The following is a 19,619-nucleotide window of genomic DNA, read 5'->3' on the forward strand; positions in this document are numbered from 1 at the left end:
CTGATAAAATGGAAGGAGCCATCCTGGGTGGCTTCTTTTCTATGTATTGGATGAACCAGGATTTCTGGCGCTGGCGGAAGTAGAGCGGATTGCTGCGGAGCAGTCGTGCAGCCAGATAGAATTGGATTATTGGTGCGAAAACGAAGACGCCGCGATTTTTTACAAAAAGCTCGGCTTTGCCGTTGCGAGGGAAGTTACGTGGAAGCCGCTTTGAAGAGGCAATCAGGCAGGAGGAACGATTGATGAAGTATTTCACGAAGGACTGGTATGACGAAATGCAGGTTTCGGGTTTTCTTGTATTGCCTGACTCCGAAGAAGAATGGGAAGAGGAAATGGAGCATTACCGCAAGGAAGGAAAGGATTTGCGCGAATTGAACTTGCGCAACTTGAATGATATGCGCGAGAGTTTGCTGCATTATTTGCCGGAACCTTTTCATCCGTATATCCAAGACGGCACACTGGTGACGGAATATCCGATGCCCGAGCTGCGCATGCTCGTCAATCGGTGGGGGCGGGATTACAAAGAGCGGATGGAAGAGCTGGATCAACGGTACATGCAGCATTTCGAATCGATCAAAGGAAAACTTCCGCCGAACGCAGTCGAGCTGGTGGAGAACGGGCTGCACGATGCGGTCGTCCGTTCTGTGGAGCGGCCATCCGAAGATCGGCTCGTCCTGACGCTCGACTGCAGCGGCGGGTTCAGCTACTTCACCGACGTCCGTTTTACATTCGAAGGCGTTACGTATTCGGATATCCCGACGGATTTCAAAGGAGCTTGGTGGCTGTACGATGAGATTTATGGAACGGAAGATGGTTTCGAATTGCATACCTTATTCGATTCGCCGATGGTCGAGACCGTCATCCGGGCACGTGACGTGAAAATCGAACCGCTGAAACTGCCCTTGTTTCGCCGGCTGAAGAAATGGTATAGTGGGGCTAACTGATACAGAAGGGAATGTGTGTGGCCAATGAAAAACTGATCTTATTTTTTCGCTTATCGATAAACAGGACGGCAGGCGTATTTGCGCTGCTGTTGGATCGATCAACGGACAATAGGATCAGTCTGCACACTTTTCAATATTGAACGAGCCGGCCGTTAACGGGACCGGTTTGTTTTCGCAACGGTTTTGCAGCTGATCCTGCCATTAATTTGGGAGGTTTTTTTTGCGTTCTCCCGGAAACGAGGGATATATATGCGGGAATATTTAGTGATGCACGAAGTGGAGAAAAAGATAGAGGAAGAGCTGCTTTTTGGGACCGGTCATCTGCAGGTCAAGGAAGGGGAAGTCATCGGGATCATCGGCAAGAACGGCGCGGGCAAATCATTGCTACTTCAAATGATCGGGGGGCGGATCGCACCGGACGCTGGAGAGTTGGACTGGAAGCAGGAGATGAAGTTGGAATTCGTGGAGCAGGAGCGGGAACATTACGAAAGCACGGAGACGACGGACAAGGAACGGGAATTGCTGGCGAAATTTGGTGTACCGATGAAGAAGTACCGGCAGCTGAGCGGCGGCGAGAAATTGAAGATGCGGCTTGCGAGAGGATTTGCCTCGCGCGCACCGCTGCTCCTTTTGGATGAACCGTCCAATCACCTGGATGACCGTTCGCTGGACTTATTGATTGAATTGCTGCGGGGGTACGAGGGCAGTATCCTTCTCGTTTCGCACGACCGCTCTTTGCTGGACCGGGCCGCCACAAAAATCTGGGCGTTCGAAGACGGGGCAGTTTCCCAATTGGAGGGTAATTATTCCGCTTACATCGCCCACCGGGAAGCCGAGCGGAAAGCACAACAGCATGCTTACGAGCAGCAGCAGAAAAAGATCAAACGCGTGGAAGGACAGCTGGCGAATTTGACGGCGTGGTCGGAGAAAGGCCATCGTGATTCGACGAAGCAGGAAGGCGCGAAGGAATACCACCGGAAAAAGTTGAAGCGGCTCGACAAGCAAGTGAAGTCGAAGCGGAAAAAGCTGGAACAGGAGTTGGAAGCGGCGCGCGTCGATGCAGTGAAGCCGGAATACGAAGTCGAATTCTCCCTGCCGGAGAGCGGTAAGCGCGGGAAACGGCTACTGGAAGTGAAAGGCGTAAAAAAATCGTTCGCTAGCGAAACGCTGTTCGAAGGAGTCAATGTGACGATGCAAACAGGCGAGAAAGTGGCGCTTCTTGGACCGAATGGCAGCGGAAAGACAACATTTTTGAAGATGCTGCTTGGATTGGAAGCTCCTGAAGCAGGCGAGATCTGGATTTCCCCGTCTGCAAGCATCGGCTATTTGACGCAGGAAGTGTTCGATTTGCCGCTCGATCAGACGCTGGCGCAGTTTTTCTACCGCGAAACGTACGAACAACGGGCGGAAGTGCAGAACTTGATGCACCACCTCGGATTTCATGCGGGCCAATGGGAAGAAGCACTGATGCACTTAAGCATGGGAGAGCGCGTGAAGTGCAAGCTCATGCAGTATATTTTGGAAGCAAAAGATTTGCTGATTCTGGATGAGCCGACCAATCACCTTGATCTGCCGTCGCGCGAACAACTGGAAGAAACGCTCGCGCAGTACAGCGGAGCGGTGCTTGTGGTGTCGCATGACCGTTATTTCGTTGACAAGACGACGGAGAAAGTATGGATGATTGAAAACCGGGAGATCCGGGAACCGTTTAAGGAAAGTGCTGTCGATGAAAGTGGAATGAGGCGGATGCAGCTCGAACGGGAACAGCAGGAAGTGCTTGGAAAACTGAGCCTGCTGAAGCCGGGGGACGCGGCCTATGCAGAGCTGGATCAGCGTTTTTTGGAGATTCTGGCAGAGCTCCGTCATTCAAAAGGCTGAAATCCGCTTCACCTGAGCCGTTCGTTTATGTTCCATTCGAGATAAACAGTATAATGGCAACAAGAATCAGCGTGAAGAAAGGTGGAGCAGGAATGGAGAAGTACGGAATTGATGAAAGTAAAGGACTGGAGTTCGGGATCTATACATTGGGAGATCATTTGCCGAACCCGCTGACAGGTGAGAGAGTGTCGGCGCAAGAACGCGTTAAGGAAATCATTGAATATGCGAAAATTGCGGAGCAGGCGGGAATCGACTTTTTCTCAGTAGGGGAAAGCCATCAGGAATACTTTGCGACACAGGCGCATACGGTCGTGCTTGCAGCGATCGCACAGGCGACGGAAAAGATCAAAATCGCTTCCTCATCCACGATCATCAGTACGTCCGATCCGGTAAGGGTCTATGAAGATTTCTCGACGATCGACTTGATTTCAGGAGGACGTGCAGAGATTGTCGCCGGTCGTGCATCGCGCGTCGGCCTGTTTGACTTGCTCGGCTATAATATCCGTGATTACGAAGAGTTGTTCGAAGAGAAATTCGAGCTGCTGCTGAAGCTGAATCAGGAAGAGGAAGTGAATTGGAGCGGGGAATTCCGTGCGCCGCTCAGAAATGCGAAACTATTCCCGCGTCCATTGAACGGTTCCTTGCCGATCTGGCGGGCAGTTGGCGGAACTCCTGCGAGTGCGATGAAAGCGGGCTATGCAGGTGTCCCGATGTTCATGGCGCATCTCGGAGGTTCGACTGCTGCCTTTACACGGACGGTCGGGGCTTACCGGGAAGCGGCGAGCGCAGCAGGGCACAACCCGGCGGAATTACCGATTGCGACGGCTGGGTTCTTTTATGCGGCAGAAACATCCCAGCAGGCATTGCGTGAACTGTATCCGCATATTAACGAAGGCATGAAACTGACGAACGGCCGTGGATTCCCGAAGCAATTGTTCGCACAAGGCGTCGATCCGCATAACATCATGAACATCGGCAGCCCGCAGCAGATCATCGAGAAAATCCTGCATCAGCACGAAGTGTTCGGACACCAGCGCTACATCGCGCAAATCGATTTCGGCGGGATGCCGTTTGAAAACATCCGGAAGAACGTCGAGCTGATCGGTACGGAAATCCTGCCGGCGATCAAAAAATACACAGCGAAGAAATAAGGAGTGTTTTCAATGAAAGTCATCGGATTATCAGGTTCACGTGTCGGTTCCAAAACAAGGGTTGCGATGGACGCTGCGATTTCCTTGTTTGCGGAGAAGTATCCGGATGTGGAAACTGAGCTCATCGACCTTGCAGAATATAACGTCGAATTCAGCGATGGGCGCAATTATTTGGATTATACAGGCGACACAGGGTATGTGACGCAGGCGATTATGGAAGCGGACGCCCTCGTCATTGGCACGCCGATTTTTCAGGCATCCATCCCGGCGACACTGAAGAATATTTTCGATCTGCTGCCGGTCGATGCGTTACGCGACAAGGTGGTGAGCATCATCGTTACGGCGGGATCCGCCAAGCATTACTTGATTCCTGAAGTTCAGCTGAAGCCGATTCTCGCTTATATGAAAGCGCAGATCGTGCAGACATACGTATTCATCGAAGAACAGGATTTCCGCCGCAAGGAAATCACGAATCATGATGTCCACTTGCGCCTTGAGCGGCTCGTGGAAGATACGGTCGTCTTGACCGATACATTCACGCAGACCCGCGAAGCGAAAGAGGCCGAATATGATTTCTGACCGGTCATCCGGAAAGTCCCGAAGTTTTGTTTCGGGGCTTTTTTGTATTCCGATTTCTGGGGAGAAGTCGCGACTCAGCACCTCGATATCGCGTCTCAGGTGTTCCATATCGCACTTCATCGCTTCGATATCGCATCTCACGCGTTTGAAGTCGCATTTCGGCTTTTGAAGATCCGTTTCCCTTTTCCGCAGGACAGAAAGAAGGGATTCCTGCCGCTTTTCACGAAAAGGGAAGGATGCACGAACGGGTAGACAAAAAGGAGGGGTCGGATGGGATTAACATTTTGGACATGGACTGTGATGATTGTTGCGTGTCTTTTTTTCATCGCCATGTCGATGATGTTCAGGAAAAAAGCCAGCATCAGTTTCACACACTATGCCATTGCTGGAGGGACATTGCCGTTCTTTTTGATTTTGTTCACGGATATCGCAACGATCATGGGGGTCGGCAATTTTATCGGCCACTCTGCTGAAGGGTACAAGATCGGTTTTGCCAATATCCCATTTGTGATCGGCGAGCAAGGTGCCAAAGTGTTGTTTGCACTTGTGTTCGCAGGATTTGCGGCACGTTTTACATACCACACACTCGCGGAATTGATGCACGATCTTATTTTGCGGGACCGGGTCTCACGGATCTTCATCGCCATTCTGACGTCCTCGATCATGCTTGCATGGGTGAGTGGTCAGGCGATGGGGCTGGGGGCGCTGTTTGCCACGTTCACAGGCGCTGATCCGCTGTTCATGATCATCTTTTTTTCCGTCGTATTTATCATCTACACAACCGTCGGTGGCATCTATTCGGTCGTCTGGACAGACCTTATCCAAGGGGCGCTTCTTGTCGGGCTGGCGATTTGGTTTTATCTGCAAGTATTCAGCGAAATCGATTTCAGCTTCGCGGTTTTGCAGACGGGTCTGGCTGATGTCGGAGCGGCAGGTCTGATGGAATTCAATTTGTCCGTCATGGAAGTGCTGACGCTTTTCGTGACGGGGACGTTCGGTGTGCTGGCCGCCCAAATGTACTGGCAGCGCTGTTTTGCGGCGAAAAGTCCGAAAACAGCGAGTCGGGCCATGCTATATAGCGGGATTATCGCCATCGTCTTCACGATTTTGGCAACGATCGGTGGCATGGTCGTCAAAATGAAAAACCCGGACCTTGATCCGAACAATGCAGTTTCCTGGTTGATCCTCGAAGAAATGACCATGATGGCAGCGCTGGCATTTTTTACGCTTATTTTCATGGCGGCGATTTCCAGTGCTTCCTCACTCCTTCACTCGGCTTCGGTCGTCATCGTCAACGACTTGATAATTCCGAATATGGAGAAGAAGCCGGATGCCTATTACGTCAAATTAACACGTTATTGTGTCGCGCTCGTCGGTATTTTTTCCATCGGTGCAGCGCTGCTGTCAGATTCGATCATCGGGCTGTTTTCTCTAGCGTATTCGATGACTGGGGGAGGGGTCATCCCGGTATTGATCGTCGGTCTCCTTTGGAAGGAAAAGCGCAGTGCGCGGTTTGAAATGGGGACGAGGAACAGCCGTGTCTCCGTCTGGGGTGGCCGTATCGGCATCTTGGCAGGAGCGGTTGTGTCCCTTGTCTTCGGTATCCTATGGGGCGTGCTCGTGTCCGTCGTCCTGACCATCGCGGTCTCACTTGTGCTGCCGAAGGACCCACGAAGCACATTGGCAGTTGAAACGAATTGAATGAAGTTAATCGAAACAAGAGAGGGGAGAAGAACATGCGTATTTTAGTTGTAGGAGCCGGCGCCATCGGAGGGTATTTCGGAGGCAGGCTGCAGGAAAAAGGGGAAGACGTCACGTTCCTGGTGAGGGCAAGACGGAAAGCGCAGCTGGAAGCGACTGGGTTGAACATCAAAAGCGAACACGGCGATATCGAGCTGAAGCCGAAGTTGATCACAGCGGAAGAGTCTGCAGAGGCGTACGATGTGATTTTGCTGTCGACGAAATCGTACCATTTGGAAGGTGCAATCCGGGATCTTCGCAGCTTCACCGGAGAAGGTACGATGATTGTTCCGCTGCTGAACGGAGTGGCGCACATTGAAACGTTGACCGAGGCGTTCGGGGAAGATGCGGTGCTCGGAGGCTTATGCTTTGTCGAGACGACGCTCGATGGGGCAGGCACGATCATCCAAACGAGCCCTGCCCATCAGTTGGTGTACGGCGAACGGGACGGCACCATGAGTGAGCGGATGACTGTGCTGCAGAAGATATTCGGCGGGACAAAAGCTGACTTCAAAGCAAGTGGTCAAATTTCCCGGGAAATGTGGCACAAATACATGTTCATCACCGCAATGTCGGGCATTACGACGGCAATGGAATCGCCGATCGGACCGGTCATGGAGACGAAGTCGGGCCGGAATACGGTTGAAGCGTTGCTGAAGGAAATTGGCGCGGTCATGAACGCGATGAAAGCACAGATTTCAGCGGACGCTTCTGGTGAACAGTTTGCGCGGATCAGTGGGCTGAAGCCTGAGATGAAATCCTCGATGCAGCGGGACGCTGAGAAAGCAATGCCGCTGGAGTCGGGGCACTTGCAAGGATACTTGCTTGAAAAAGCGTATGCGTATCAAATTACGGTTCCTGTCCTCGAAACGATCTATACGAGACTCGTGCTGGCTGAACTGCGAATGAATAATAGAATTTAAATTTAATTGAATATTTACATTATTCTAACACTCCTCTATCATTGAATTACAAGTGTTTCTATTAAAAAGAATCATTTGAAAAAAATAGAAGGAGTTGGTTAAGTGGAAGCAATCGCGCTCGCTGCTGCTGGAATTTTCATATTCATCTTAGGTTACCGCTTTTATTCCAAATTTGTAGCAGAAAAAATCTTCAGGCTTGATCCGAATTACGTCACACCGGCCCATCGTTTTAAAGATGGGGTGGATTTTGTTCCAACGAATAAGTTTGTCCTATGGGGGCATCATTTTACGTCAGTTGCAGGAGCCGCCCCGATCCTCGGACCAGCCATTGCGGTTTATTGGGGCTGGCTGCCGGCCGTTCTATGGGTCGTGCTCGGAACGGTGTTCGCGGCCGGTGTCCATGACTTCGGCACATTGGTGCTGTCTGTCCGCAATAAAGGGCAATCAATCGGGACATTGGCGCACCGCTTGATCGGACAGCGCGGAAAAGTGCTGTTCCTGTTCATCATCTTGATCCTCGTACTTATGGTCAACGCTGTGTTTGCCTGGGTCATCGCGAACTTGTTCATCTCTTATCCTGCGAGTGTCCTGCCGGTATTCATCCAAATTCCGCTGGCGATCTGGATCGGCTACGCTGTTTATAAGAGAAACAAGAAAATGCTTGTACCTTCTTTGGTGGCGCTTGCTGTCATGTACATCACAGCAGTCGTCGCCAGCCAAGTGGACTTTCTGCAAATTGACCTTGTCCGGTATATGGGAGGCGCGGAAGGAGCGGGGTTATTCGGTCTCGGATCCATTTCGACAGCGTTCTTCATCTGGATTATTGTTCTGATGGTCTATGTATATATCGCCTCCACGTTGCCGGTCTGGAAATTATTGCAGCCACGCGATTTCATTAACTCACACCAGCTAATTGTAGGGCTGGGCATCCTTTATCTGGGATTATTGTTCACACAGCCGGAGATTACCGCGCCGATGACCAATCCTGATGCGGATATTTCCTGGTTCCCGCTCTTATTCATTACAATCGCTTGTGGAGCCATTTCAGGTTTCCATGGTCTCGTTTCTTCGGGAACTTCATCCAAACAGCTTGATAAAGAGACAGATGCACGCTTTGTCGGCTATCTAGGAGCTGTTGGGGAAGGGATTTTGGCTCTTGTTTCAATTATTGCGGTCATCACTTTGTTCCCGAATAGAGATGCGTTTTTCGCAACATATAGCAGTTTCACTGCTGCAAATGGCGCAGGACTCGGATCCTTCATCGAAGGCGCGACCGTGCTTGCATCAGGCTTGATGATTCCGACGGGTGTCGCATCGACAATCGTTTCCATCATCGTAGTTTCATTTGCTGCAACAACGCTTGATACATCTGTCAGATTGATGCGCTACATTATCTCTGAACTTGGTGTGGAATACAAAATGCCGGCACTTGAGAAAAAGCACGTCGCAACAACTTTGGCAGTCGTTTCGAGTGCAGCATTGGTTCTTTTGCCTGAAGGGCCGAATGGCTTCGGTTCCGGCGGTTACTTATTGTGGCCGCTGTTCGGGACATCCAATCAGCTTTTAGCAGGAATCAGCTTACTGCTCATTTCCATTTGGCTGAGAAAGCTCGGTCGGAATTATGCCATAACGATTATTCCGATGTTCTTCCTCATGATCATGACGCTGTGGGCCATGTTCCAGCAAGTGTTCCTTCAATGGGCATGGTATGCAGATCAATCGAATACGCTATTGTTTGTTTTCGGTTCAATCATTTTCGTTTTCGCATTATGGATTTCGTTAACGGCGTTCCAAGTGCTGTTCGGCAAAAATCAAATGAATCTGCCGGATCAAGATTGAGCGGATGCAGAGAGGGAGGGCCATCCCTCCCTCATACATATGTAAGGAGGTGCTGCCATGCTTGAAAAACTGAAGAAGCTGATCGCTTTTTACGAAGAAGTATTGGAATTGCCGCACAGGACTGAAATTGCGAGGGAATTGCGTGATGAGGATGACTTGTTTTTGCTCATGCTTTATTCGGAAATGATCGGCATTCCGAATCCCGTTTACTATTACACATTAGAATTATATCCATACATGATTGAGGAGTTCCACGACTGGCATTTGCGCATGGGGATGGAGAAATCACCATTGACGGGTATTCGATGCTGTTGAGGTCTGGAGAAGAGAGGGAATGGAATGGATGTTTTGAAGAAGAGCATTATTTTTGTCGGTGGAAAAGGAGGCGTCGGGAAATCAACATCTGCAGCAGCAATCGCATGGAAGGCGGCAGCTGCCGGTTTTAAGACGCTACTTATCTCGACGGATCCAGCTCATAATGTAGGGGATATTTTCAGCCGGAAAATCGGTGGTGAAATAAAGGAAATCGCTAAAAACTTGCATGCCCTGGAAATCGATCCGGCGGTTGAAACAGACAAATACATCAGAAGTGTCAAAGCCAATATTAAAGGAGCGGTTCATTCGCATATGATGGAAGAAGTGCACCGTCAATTGGACACGGCAAAAGCATCGCCTGGAGCGGACGAGGCCGCGCTATTCGATAAATTGATCCACATCATTCTGGAAGAACGGCAGCACTTCGACAAATTGGTTTTCGATACGGCTCCGACCGGTCACACGATCCGCCTTTTGACGCTACCTGAACTGATGGGCGTCTGGATCGAAGGGCTGCTTGAGAAGCGCCGGAAAACGAATGCCAATTACACGCAACTCCTGAATGACGGAGAACCGCGCGAAGATCCGATTTACGATGTGCTCCGGGAGCGGCAGGAGCGTTTTTCGAAAGCGCGTGAAGTGCTGCTGGATGACGAGTTGACGGGCTTTATTTTCGTCTTGAATCCGGAGCGGCTGCCGATTTTGGAAACGCAGAAAGCGCTTGAGCTGCTGCATAAATACCAATTGCATGTAAATACGCTGATCGTCAATAAAGTCTTGCCTGAAGAAGCGGATGGAGCGTTTTTGAAGGAGCGGAAAAAGCACGAAAAGCAGTACGTCAAACAGATCGAGGAAACGTTCCCGAAGCAACAGCTGATCTACGTTCCATTATTCTCGCGGGACATTGTCGATAAGCAGCACTTAACATTATACAGTGAATTTTTGCAGTGAAGCAGACGCTTCCGATCCGAATTGCTCGGGTTGGAAGCGTCTGTTTTTTAAAATGGTTATTCGATTTCATACGTCGTCTCGGCTTCGAATGACGGCCCTTCTTCAGGCGTCAGCCAAGCGGTAAGCATGTAAGTGCCCGGTTCCAGTTCAAGCGGTGGGACCTCGAAGTCATAAGTGAGCACTTCCCCAGCTCCAACGGTCTGTTCGCTGAGCGCTTGAGTGAACATCGCGGTCGAGGAGAAGAGATACACTTCTTCACCGGCTTCATTCGTCAAGGAATAATCGAACAGCTGACCGCTCGTAAACTGGAACGTCAATGTTTCGGCTGTCCCGTTTTCCACGGTGTATCGGTACAAGCTTCCTTCAATTTGCTCTACGGTCGCATTCATCTCACCATCTCCTCCGCTTACGGCATCATCCGTCTCTGTATTGTCTGTTCCGCAGGCGGCGAGGACGAGACACCCCGCCACAATCAAGAGAATGAACAGGATTTTTTTCATGTTCCAGACCTCCTTTTTTCCATTGTACTTTAGTAGACCGAGGAAGGCGCGGAAAAGTTACAAGGGCGAGGAGATCATTTTGGTCACAGGTGTTCAGGGAAAACAGGGAGTGAAGAAGAGAAATGGAGGAGTTCAAATGAGTAAAACAGCAATCATCACAGGCGGCGGGAGTGGTCTTGGCCAATCGACCGCGGTACGTATGGCACAGGATGGCATCAATATCGCAGTAGTGGATGTCAGTGAAAAAGGCGGCAACGAAACCGTCGAGCTTGTGAAAGCAGCCGGTGCAGACGCGATTTTCATCGAAGCGGATGTATCGAAGGCGGAAGAAGTGAAGAACTACGTCGACAAGACGGTCGAACATTTCGGCTCAATCGATTATTTCTTCAATAACGCAGGCATTTCCGGCAGCGGCAAATACTTCCTCGAGACAGAAATCAAAGAAATCGAACAGATCGTCGGGATCAACTTGCTCGGTGCACTGTATGGCCTCCGTTATGTAGCGGAAGTGATGCTGAAAAACGGCGGCGGCTCGATCGTCAATACAGCATCCAGCGCCGGTGTCATCGGACAGGATGCCGTGGTCACATATTCAGCGACAAAACACGGTATCGTCGGCATGACGAAAAGTCTGGTCGCGGAATATGCGAAAGACGGCCTGCGTGTGAACGCGGTCGCACCAGGACCGACAGAAACGCCGATGGTCAAGAAATTCTTCGCGGACAATCCGGAGATGAAAGAAAACGCAACGGGCGGCATCCCGCAAAAACGTCTCGGAACACCAGAGGAAGTGGCGGAGCTCGTGACATTCCTCTTGACGTCGAAAGCCCAGTACATCAACGGCGAAGTAATCCGGATCGACGGCGGCTTTACGAGTACGAAGTAAGGGGGCATTTTGTTATTCGTCTACGAGATTTAACGGTAAAAATTCCTGTTATTCGAGGCGGAGGGGCGAAATTAGCTCCAATAAGGGTAAAATCTACCCTTATCGGCCTCAGAAGTGGGAAAATGATCGACTTTTCATGAAATAGCGGTAAAAATTCCTGCTATTTCAGTCTGAAATAGCGCACATTGCAAAATAAGGGTAAAATCTACCCCTATTTCACAACACACAGAACAAAAAGTAGCCGCTCGATTATTGAGGGGCTGCTTTTCTAATGGCTTTCATAAAAAGTGCGCGCGGAATAAATCGTTTCATAGGCGGCTTGTCATTCTTCCAGTTTCCTTTAGAATTAATAGAAAAGTGTGAACGGGGAGGAAACGGAAGATGCACACATACTGGAAGTGGCTTTTGCTTTTGGCTGTCTCCTGGGTCATGGCATCGGTACATGACGATTTCGGTGCACTTGAGCTGGCCGGCTCTGCTTTGTTTTTCGGCTTGTTCTTCCTGATGCCGCTTCTTGCGAAGAAGCCATTACAGGCAGTACTCACCCTTTCTTTTGCGTCGGTCATCGCACTCGCCGTTTTTTGGCCGGAAGCAGGAGCGGAACCGAATCCATATCCGCTTCTCATCTTTTCCATTTTGGCAGGGAAAGCGGTGTACCGGCTTCCTCCGAAGTATGCCATCACAATCGGTGCTTTATTGTTCATCGGCACAGGGGTTCCGGCGGTGCAGGGGGATTCTGTGTTCCCACCGATTTTCCTTGCCCTGTATGCAAGTCTGCTTGCGGCTGTTTTCACACTTTATAAGCGCCAGCAAATGAAGACAGAGGCAGACGAGCAGCGGACAGAAGCGCTGCTTGTCGAATACCGGAAGATGAAGCGGCGTATCCGGACAGACGAGCAAGCGGCGAGGCAGCAAGAGCGTACGCAGATCGCCCGCGATATCCATGATTCGGTGGGCCATAAGCTGACGGCCCTCCTGATGCAGCTCGAGATGTTCCGGATGCAGGCGGAAGGTGAGACGGCTGAACAGCTGAAGCAGCTGAAAGCATTGACGAAAGAAAGCCTTGAAGAGACGCGGAGTGCCGTGAAGACGCTGAAGCAGGATGAAGAAGGCGGTGTGGCAGCGATCATCAGCCTGATCCGCCAACTGGAGGCGGAAAGCTTCCTGCGCATCCAATTTTCCGTGAAGTCCGGCGCACTGTCTGCGCAACTCGGGAATCAGGAATTGATCATCGTCTACCGGATGGTCCAGGAAGCGCTGACGAACGTCATGCGTCACAGCAAAGTCAAAGAAGCGGAAATCATTTTCGAATCGCCGGGCGGCACTGTATTCCGGTTCACCGTGCGCAACCCGTTGAGAGAGCCGATCGAGTTCTGTGAAGGGTTCGGCTTGGGGGCGATGCGTGAGCGGATCGAGCAGGCGGGCGGACGGTTCGAGGCAGGGCCACGCGGCAAAGAGTTTGTGGTTGAAGGCACACTGCCGTTACTCGTGAAGAGGGGGGAACAGGATGATTCGGATTTTACTGGCGGAAGATCAGGCGATGGTCCGGCAAGGATTGAAGATGATGATTGAAGCGGAAGCGGATATGCAAGTGACCGGCGAAGCGGCGAACGGACTGCAAGCGATCACCTTGTGTGAAAGGCAGAAGTTCGATGTCGTGCTGATGGACATCCGGATGCCGGTCATGGACGGGTTGCAAGCAGCAAGAATCGCTCTGTCACGCTGGCCGGCACTGAAAGTGCTCATTTTGACGACGTTCAATGACGACGAATATGCACTGGCTGCACTGCAGGGAGGCGCAAGCGGCTATTTGCTGAAAGATGCGGATGCCGAAGAGCTGACGCGCGCCATCCGCAGCTGCCTGGCTGGCGGACTTGTGCTCGAGGACCATGTCGCTGCGAATATTTTGCCGAAGCTGATCCGGGGAAAGACGGAGCAGGCGGTGGATGAAAATTTGACCGGGCGGGAACTTGATATCATCAGGCGGATCGGCGAAGGGCGGAGCAACCGGGAGATAGCGGCAGAGCTTGCCTTGTCGGTCGGCACGGTGAAGAATCACATCAGTGTCATTTTGGATAAACTGGAGCTGCGTGACCGGACGCAAGTCGCCATTTATGCGATCCGGAGCGGCATCGTCTGAAGGCATGTGACGGAAGTCATGCCAATTCGATAAAGTGATGACTGAAGGCAGTGTGCACCCTGCCTTCTTTTTTATACATTGGAATCACAAAGCAGGACGGAAGGAATGAGCGAGCATGCTGGAAACAGAAGAAATCGGCAAAGTGTTCAAAGGAAAGGCAGCGGTGGAAGGGGTCAATCTGTATATGGAGGCGGGGGAAGCAGTGGGGCTGCTTGGGCCGAACGGAGCCGGCAAGTCGACCACGATCTCGATGATTTCGACGCTCTTGAAACCGACTTCAGGTGATGTGCGGCTGAACGGCAAAAGTGTCACCAAAGATCCGGGAAGCATCAGACGGGTACTCGGCATGGTGCCGCAGGAAATCGCCTTGTACGAAGAATTATCCGCTTATGAGAATCTGAAATTTTTCGGGCGCATCTACGGGTTGTCCGGAAGAGCGCTCGAACAGTCGATCGGACAGGTGCTGGAGATGGTGGGGCTCACGGACCGGCAGAAAGAAGTGGTCAAAACCTATTCCGGCGGGATGAAGCGGCGCGTCAATATTGCGGCTGCCATGCTGCACGAGCCGGAAATCCTCATCATGGATGAACCGACCGTCGGCATCGATCCGCAATCAAGGAGCCATATCCTCGAGATGGTGCGCAAGCTGAACAAGGAAAAAGGGGTGGCCGTCCTCTACACGAGCCACTACATGGAAGAAGTGGAGCGGTTATGCGACCGTGTCTACATCATGGACCATGGCAAAGTGATTGCAGCCGGTACTGCGGAAGAGCTGAAAAGCATTCTTTCGAGCGAAGAGACGATTCTGATCGAATTGGACCGGGCATACCCGGACTTTACAAAAGAACTGCAGGCAATGGAAGCGATCAAACAAGCCACCGAAACCGAAAATGGTATAAAGCTGATTGTTCCAAAAGGCAGCCGGGTGCTTGGAAGCATCTTTCAGATATCTGAGCGGCATCAGGCGCAGGTGCTGAATGTAGCTGTGCAGACACCTTCTCTTGAAGATGTCTTCCTGCATTTAACTGGCCGAAAACTAAGGGATTGAGGAGGAACGGGCATGGGCGCTTTTTTGAAAAAAGATATTATTGTCCTGCTCCGCGACCGGACGGAACTGCTGGTCCTGCTTGTGATGCCCTTCATCCTGACGGTCATCCTGGGATTTGCCTTGAGCGGACTGCTCGGCGGGAATGCAGCAGTGCTGGAAATGGAAGTGGCAATCGTCGATGAAGACGACCGCGAAGCAGGAGCGGCACAAATAGAGGCTGCGATTGCAGACCGGGAAATACCGGAGCAGGCGAAGCGGGAACTGCTTGCGGCAGTGCAGGCAATGATGCCGTCTGTGCTGCTTGACGGTTTACTCGAAAGCGGAGAAGTGGCAGCACTTGTAACGACTGTGGAGATGGAGGCGGAAGATGCACAGCAAGCGCTTCGGGATGAACAAATTGCAGCCGTTCTGACCATTCCGCAACACTTCACGGAAGAGTTTCTTCGAAAGGCTTTATTGGACGAAGGAAGCGGAAGCGAATTGCAAGTAACGATTTCCGACTTTGCTTCCACACAGGCTGACGTATTCTATACCATCCTGGATGAATTCGCTTGGACATTAAATTACGAAACGGCTCTGGCACAGGCTGCAGCAGAATCCGGGCTTGCTCCAGGAGCACCGATGGAACGGGTGGGCGGCACTGAATCGATCACAGCGGCCAAGCCACTCTCAGCCCTTCAATATTATTCGATCGGCATGGCCGCCATGTTTTCGCTGTTTGTCGCCTCCACGATTGCCTCCAAAGCATATGTGGAAAGCTATCAGCATGTGTTTGACCGGATCCTTCTGTCGAACCGGCATCCGTTTCTTTATTTGGGCGGCAAAGCGGTATCCGCAGCGATCATCACATTTGGCCAATTGTTTCTTCTATTCGGGCTCGGTGCTTTGCTGTTCGGGACGATCGACTTCTTGGATATTCGCATGTGGATAGGGATAGCACTTGTTTCTGCAATGCTCTCCATCTGTATCGGTGCGATTGCAACCGTTCTGACTTCATTGACGCTCCGCTATAATAATGAAACCATCACAACCATCTTTGCCGGAGGGCTTGTCTCAGTTTTCGCCTTTTTGGGCGGCAGCTTCATCCCGGTTGACGGCATGCCTGAAATCATCCCGCTGCTGGGCGGATGGACACCGAATGGGGCGGCATTGACTGCATACTTGTCATGGATGCAGCATTTGGAATTTGGTTTATTGGTGGAGCCGCTTGTACGAATCGGAATCATCGCTGTCCTAGCGGCAGCAGCAGGTTTCCTTTTATTTCCGCGGAAGAGGGGGAGTCTGTCATGAAATCAGTGTTTGCACTGCAATGGGTGAGGTTCCGCCGTTCACCTTTCACAGTCATCTCTTTCTTGGTCCTGACAATTGTTTTTGTCTCTTTGATGGCCGGAAACAATCCGGGTTCAATCGGGACAATCCAGGCTTTTACGGATCCATCGATGACTGATGAAGAAGCGGCAAATTGGATTGCACTTCTTAATGAATCGGGTGAAGTAGCGTTCGAACTTGCGGATGAAGAGGAAATAAGAAAGGAGGTATCAGAGGGGGATGTCCCACTCGCGGTCCGGCTGTTGAAAGATGATTACCGCATCGTCATCGCAGCAGATGATGCAAGCCGTTTTGCCGTCGATTCCTATATGAGCCGAATATACCAGGAGGAGCTCGGGATACGTGCTTTGGAAGAGGGGCGGGCCGAAGAATTGCGTGAAAAGGTCCAGGAAGGGATGGAAGAACCTGCTCTCGGGCTGAAACGCTCTGTCTTGGGTGAAGAGAAAGATTTCCAGTACGACAACCAATTGCAGCTATTATTCGGTATGAGCCTGTTTTTCTCGGTTTATACAATCATGTTCAGCATCATGAAATTGGTCGAAGAGAAAAGGAATGGGACATGGGATCGCCTTATCCTGTCGCCGCTGCGCAAATGGCAGATCTACCTTGGCCATATGGCATACAGTTTCCTGATCGGCTATGTCCAGATCGTCCTTGTCTTCCTGCTGTTCAAATTCGTCTTCAATTTTGAGGTGGGTGACCGTTTCGGAGTATTGCTGATCATCACTGCATGTTATACGCTCGCAATCGTTGCCATGTCGATGCTTGTCATGGGTCTTGTGACAAGGCCGCAGCAATTGCAGGCGGTCGTACCGATCATCGCGACAGGCATGGCGATGATCGGTGGAGCCTTCTGGCCGATCGAACTCGTCGAAAATGATTTTCTGATTGCGATCTCCAAATTCTTGCCGATCACTTATGGGTTGGAAGCACTGAAAGGCGTAGCCATCTATAATCATAGCTGGTCTGAACTGCTGGAGCCGCTGGCGTTCCTCCTGTTGATTGCAGTCGTCTGTATGGGCATCGGCATCAACTTGATGGAGCGGCGGAAAGCGTGAGATGAAGGTTGTTCGTTTCGGTTTTCGGCTCCGGGATTTAACGGTAAAAATTCCTGCTATTTCAGTCTGAAATAGCGCACATTGCAAAATAAGGGTAAAATCTACCCCTATTTTCTACAGCGCCCAAAATGAAAAGCAGCCGCTCCATCATCAAACGACTGCTTTTCTAATAGTTTCAAAAAATACCAAATGAAAAAAGTCGGCCAGAGCGCTCCCCGGCGTCTTCTGGTCGACTTTTTGGATTTTACACGTTTGCCGCATGAGTCCGGATCACCGTCGACACGAAACGGGCGAGCAGCCCGTCTCCGTCCGGCGTACCAATAGATTCCGGATGGAACTGCAAGCCGAAAACAGGGAAGTCCCGGTGCCGGATTGCCATGAGCGCGCCGTCATCGAGCGCTTCCGCCTGGATTTCCAGACAGTCGGGCAGCGACGCTTTATCGACCGTCAGAGAATGGTAGCGCATGACAGGGAGCGGATCAGTTATCCCTTCGAACAAGTCCGTCCCGCGATGCGAAATACCGGAAACTTTGCCGTGGCGGATTGCAGGCGCTTCGATGACGTGCCCGCCGAAGGCTTGAGCGAGCAGCTGCTGGCCGAGACAGATGCCGAGTAGTGGGAGCTCCCCGTGGAATTCCCGGATCAGCTCGAGCGATTCCGGATAAGCGGAAGGGCGACCGGGACCGGGTGACAGGATGATCGCTTGCGGGTCTTTCCGCCGGATGTCGTCCAGTGTCAAATCACCGTAGCGGCACACTTCGACTCGTTCACCGAGCGAAGCGACAGACTGATAAATGTTATATGTGAATGAATCGTAATGGTCGATGATGAGAATCATCCGAACACCTCCGTCAATGAGCGGGCTTTGTGGAGCGTTTCGGCAAACTCCATTGCCGGCTCCGAATCATGGACGATGCCGGCGCCTGCTTGCACATGGACGCGGCTGTCTTTGACGACAAACGTCCGGATCGCCAGTGCCATATCGAGATTGCCGTTGAAACCGAGGTAGCCGATTGCGCCGCCGTAAACGCCGCGCCGTTCTTCTTCGAATTGCTGGATCAGCTGCATGGCCCGGACTTTCGGGGCACCGGAGACCGTTCCAGCGGGTAGGCAAGACGCGAGTGCATCCAGCACATGGAGGTCCGCATTCAGCTCTCCAGTCACTTCGGAAACGAGGTGCATGACGTGCTGATATTTTTCCAGCGCCATATATTTCGGCACTTCGACAGAGCCGATCTGGGCGACACGTCCGACGTCGTTTCGGCTCAGGTCGACGAGCATCTGGTGTTCCGCGCGTTCTTTTTCGTCTTGCATCAATTCGATGCCGAGCGCATCATCTTCTTCAGCCGTCTTGCCGCGTCTCCGGGTTCCGGCGATCGGATTGCTGAGGATAGTGCGTTCCCGGATGGTCAGCAGACTCTCCGGAGAAGCGCCGACGACCGCATAGTCACCGAAATCGATGAAGAATTGATACGGAGACGGGTTTTGTTTCCGCAGTTTCCGGTATAACGTGAAGGCATCGCCCGCATAGTCCGCTGATAAGCGCTGGGACAGGACGAGCTGGAACACTTCGCCTTTCCGGATTTCTTCCTTCGCCTGCTCGACGTGTGCGCAAAAAGATGCTTCCGTCGTCTCCGAAGAAAAACGGAGCGCTGCAGCTTCGTCTTCCACGAACTGGACAGCAGGATTCCGAATTTGTGCAACGACTTCATCCGCACGGTCTTCGAAAGATATGACCGTCACTTCATGGATGACGTGATCGAAAACGACAATCGTTTCGTACAATTGCAGATGGATGTCAGGCATGCGGAGAGTATCTTTCCGCGCTGCGGGCACCGGTTCGTATAACCGGATGGCGTCGTAGCCGATGTAGCCGACAGCTCCGCCCGTGAAGGGGAGATGGTCCATCGCGGCATAAGGCTTCGGCATCAATTCCTTCAACAAGTCGAATGGCCGTCCTGTGGCGGTCCGTCGTTCGCCGGTGCGGCAATCAAGAATCGTCAGTTCTTCATCTTGCCCGACATAGCTTGTGGACGGATCCGCGCCAATGAAGGAATAGCGTCCACTCGTGCTCGTCTTGAGCGAACTTTCCAAAAGGCATTTATAGCTGCCTTCCAAGCCATTGAAGATAGCGATGGGGGTCAACGTATCTCCTTCGATTTTTCTGATCTGCATTTCTCTGCTCATCTCTGCTCCACTCCTCTAATTTGGACACTCGCGCTCGACCACGCAAAAAAATCCTCTGCAAGGAACAGGAAAGTCCCTTGCAGAGGACGGATCGCCCGCGGTGCCACCTCTACTTGAAGCCCGTAAGCTTCCACTTGCACCCCGGTAACGG

Annotated in this window: 19 protein-coding genes and 1 other annotated feature (1 of these 20 only partly in view); of the genes, 16 read left to right on the forward strand and 3 right to left on the reverse strand. The window is 51.6% G+C overall.

From position 1 onward, the window contains the following. Positions 1–46 precede the first annotated feature (46 nt). The 10 genes from GIW82_RS14730 (at position 47) to GIW82_RS09505 (ending at position 10,320) form a co-directional block, all read left to right on the forward strand. Positions 47–214: an N-acetyltransferase gene (locus GIW82_RS14730; RefSeq protein WP_195914016.1), complete on the forward strand. Its 168-nt coding sequence runs from the start codon at positions 47–49 to the stop codon at positions 212–214. Positions 215–242: 28 nt separating this feature from the next. Next, entirely contained in the window at positions 243–944 is a 702-nt protein-coding gene (locus GIW82_RS09465) for a DUF4085 family protein (RefSeq protein WP_154749720.1), read from the forward strand. Between the two features lie 249 nt (positions 945–1,193). Next, positions 1,194–2,822 carry a ribosomal protection-like ABC-F family protein gene (gene abc-f / locus GIW82_RS09470; protein WP_154749721.1) on the forward strand — a complete coding sequence of 543 codons (1,629 nt, stop codon included), beginning with the start codon at positions 1,194–1,196 and terminating at the stop codon, positions 2,820–2,822. 92 nt (positions 2,823–2,914) lie between these two features. Further along, positions 2,915–3,973 (forward strand): LLM class flavin-dependent oxidoreductase, encoded by a 1,059-nt coding sequence (locus GIW82_RS09475; RefSeq protein WP_154749722.1) that lies wholly within the window; start codon positions 2,915–2,917, stop codon positions 3,971–3,973. Positions 3,974–3,985: 12 nt separating this feature from the next. Continuing rightward, on the forward strand, positions 3,986–4,552 hold the full coding sequence (locus GIW82_RS09480) for an NADPH-dependent FMN reductase (protein WP_154749723.1): 567 nt from the start codon (positions 3,986–3,988) through the stop codon (positions 4,550–4,552). A 270-nt stretch (positions 4,553–4,822) separates the two neighbouring features. Then, the gene (locus GIW82_RS09485; protein WP_154749724.1) at positions 4,823–6,253 is read left to right on the forward strand and encodes a sodium:solute symporter family protein; all 1,431 of its coding nucleotides are present in this window, start codon (positions 4,823–4,825) and stop codon (positions 6,251–6,253) included. Positions 6,254–6,288: 35 nt separating this feature from the next. Beyond that, positions 6,289–7,215 (forward strand): ketopantoate reductase family protein, encoded by a 927-nt coding sequence (locus tag GIW82_RS09490; protein WP_154749725.1) that lies wholly within the window; start codon positions 6,289–6,291, stop codon positions 7,213–7,215. 102 nt (positions 7,216–7,317) lie between these two features. Further along, positions 7,318–9,054 carry a carbon starvation CstA family protein gene (locus GIW82_RS09495; RefSeq protein WP_370456185.1) on the forward strand — a complete coding sequence of 579 codons (1,737 nt, stop codon included), beginning with the start codon at positions 7,318–7,320 and terminating at the stop codon, positions 9,052–9,054. 57 nt (positions 9,055–9,111) lie between these two features. Then, positions 9,112–9,369, forward strand: a complete 258-nt coding sequence (locus GIW82_RS09500; RefSeq protein WP_154749726.1) for a cory-CC-star protein — start codon at positions 9,112–9,114, stop codon at positions 9,367–9,369. A gap of 24 nt (positions 9,370–9,393) precedes the next feature. Then, positions 9,394–10,320, forward strand: a complete 927-nt coding sequence (locus tag GIW82_RS09505) for an ArsA family ATPase (RefSeq protein WP_154749727.1) — start codon at positions 9,394–9,396, stop codon at positions 10,318–10,320. Positions 10,321–10,376: 56 nt separating this feature from the next. Here the strand turns inward: GIW82_RS09505 and GIW82_RS09510 are convergent, their stop codons facing one another. After that, the gene (locus GIW82_RS09510) at positions 10,377–10,820 is read right to left on the reverse strand and encodes a BsuPI-related putative proteinase inhibitor (RefSeq protein WP_154749728.1); all 444 of its coding nucleotides are present in this window, start codon (positions 10,818–10,820) and stop codon (positions 10,377–10,379) included. A gap of 136 nt (positions 10,821–10,956) precedes the next feature. Here GIW82_RS09510 and GIW82_RS09515 point away from each other — a divergent pair, with 136 nt between their 5' ends. From GIW82_RS09515 to GIW82_RS09540, 6 genes are all read left to right on the forward strand, one after another. After that, a complete protein-coding gene (locus GIW82_RS09515; protein WP_154749729.1) occupies positions 10,957–11,706 on the forward strand; it encodes an SDR family NAD(P)-dependent oxidoreductase in 750 nt (249 codons plus the stop codon). A gap of 381 nt (positions 11,707–12,087) precedes the next feature. Further along, complete coding sequence (locus GIW82_RS09520) at positions 12,088–13,278, forward strand: sensor histidine kinase (protein ID WP_154749730.1); 1,191 nt, start codon at positions 12,088–12,090, stop codon at positions 13,276–13,278. After that, complete coding sequence (locus GIW82_RS09525; protein WP_154749731.1) at positions 13,214–13,846, forward strand: response regulator transcription factor; 633 nt, start codon at positions 13,214–13,216, stop codon at positions 13,844–13,846. Before GIW82_RS09520 ends, GIW82_RS09525 begins: the two co-directional genes overlap by 65 nt. Before the next feature lie 115 nt (positions 13,847–13,961). After that, positions 13,962–14,894: an ABC transporter ATP-binding protein gene (locus tag GIW82_RS09530; RefSeq protein ID WP_154749732.1), complete on the forward strand. Its 933-nt coding sequence runs from the start codon at positions 13,962–13,964 to the stop codon at positions 14,892–14,894. A 12-nt stretch (positions 14,895–14,906) separates the two neighbouring features. Further along, positions 14,907–16,184: an ABC transporter permease gene (locus tag GIW82_RS09535; protein WP_154749733.1), complete on the forward strand. Its 1,278-nt coding sequence runs from the start codon at positions 14,907–14,909 to the stop codon at positions 16,182–16,184. Then, a complete protein-coding gene (locus GIW82_RS09540; RefSeq protein ID WP_154749734.1) occupies positions 16,181–17,281 on the forward strand; it encodes an ABC transporter permease in 1,101 nt (366 codons plus the stop codon). Before GIW82_RS09535 ends, GIW82_RS09540 begins: the two co-directional genes overlap by 4 nt. A gap of 244 nt (positions 17,282–17,525) precedes the next feature. Here GIW82_RS09540 and GIW82_RS09545 read toward each other — a convergent pair whose 3' ends face one another. Both GIW82_RS09545 and trpE read right to left on the reverse strand, forming a co-directional pair. Further along, positions 17,526–18,119, reverse strand: coding sequence for an anthranilate synthase component II (locus GIW82_RS09545; RefSeq protein ID WP_154749735.1), 594 nt, complete (start codon positions 18,117–18,119; stop codon positions 17,526–17,528). Next, positions 18,116–19,468 (reverse strand): anthranilate synthase component I, encoded by a 1,353-nt coding sequence (trpE, locus tag GIW82_RS09550; RefSeq protein WP_154749736.1) that lies wholly within the window; start codon positions 19,466–19,468, stop codon positions 18,116–18,118. The genes GIW82_RS09545 and trpE overlap by 4 nt, the downstream gene beginning before the upstream one ends. A 79-nt stretch (positions 19,469–19,547) precedes the next feature. Next, positions 19,548–19,619, reverse strand: a binding site (T-box leader); it runs 143 nt beyond the window's last position.

It is taken from the genome of Planomicrobium sp. YIM 101495 (assembly GCF_009707665.1).
Classification (GTDB): Bacteria; Bacillota; Bacilli; order Bacillales_A; family Planococcaceae; genus Planococcus.